The 862-nt window shown below is 53.4% G+C and carries 1 protein-coding gene; it reads right to left on the reverse strand.

Annotated features, from left to right (window positions below; genetic code table 11):
- A partial coding sequence (cas9, locus tag AC29IT_RS28725; protein ID WP_488220786.1) for a type II CRISPR RNA-guided endonuclease Cas9 occupies positions 1 to 812 on the reverse strand: 812 nt, incomplete at its 3' end.
- Positions 813 to 862 lie beyond the last annotated feature (50 nt).

Genomic DNA, 862 nt, shown 5'->3' on the forward strand with positions numbered 1-862 from the left:
TCGTTTCCCTTCTGCAGTTCGCCGGCAGAGGCCAGCATTCTCTTCCGGCCGTTTTCCAGCTCGAACAGGGAGTACTTAGGCAGCTTGATGATCAGGTCCTTTTTCACTTCTTTGTAGCCCTTGGCTTCCAGAAAGTCGATGGGATTCTTCTCGAAGCTGCTTCTTTCCATGATGGTGATCCCCAGCAGCTCTTTCACACTCTTCAGTTTCTTGGACTTGCCCTTTTCCACTTTGGCCACCACCAGCACAGAATAGGCCACGGTGGGGCTGTCGAAGCCGCCGTACTTCTTAGGGTCCCAGTCCTTCTTTCTGGCGATCAGCTTATCGCTGTTCCTCTTGGGCAGGATAGACTCTTTGCTGAAGCCGCCTGTCTGCACCTCGGTCTTTTTCACGATATTCACTTGGGGCATGCTCAGCACTTTCCGCACGGTGGCAAAATCCCGGCCCTTATCCCACACGATCTCCCCGGTTTCGCCGTTTGTCTCGATCAGAGGCCGCTTCCGGATCTCGCCGTTGGCCAGGGTAATCTCGGTCTTGAAAAAGTTCATGATGTTGCTGTAGAAGAAGTACTTGGCGGTAGCCTTGCCGATTTCCTGCTCGCTCTTGGCGATCATCTTCCGCACGTCGTACACCTTGTAGTCGCCGTACACGAACTCGCTTTCCAGCTTAGGGTACTTTTTGATCAGGGCGGTTCCCACGACGGCGTTCAGGTAGGCGTCGTGGGCGTGGTGGTAGTTGTTGATCTCGCGCACTTTGTAAAACTGGAAATCCTTCCGGAAATCGGACACCAGCTTGGACTTCAGGGTGATCACTTTCACTTCCCGGATCAGCTTGTCATTCTCGTCGTACTTAGTGTTCATCC

The organism is Saccharopolyspora sp. MMCC62, from assembly GCF_057736575.1.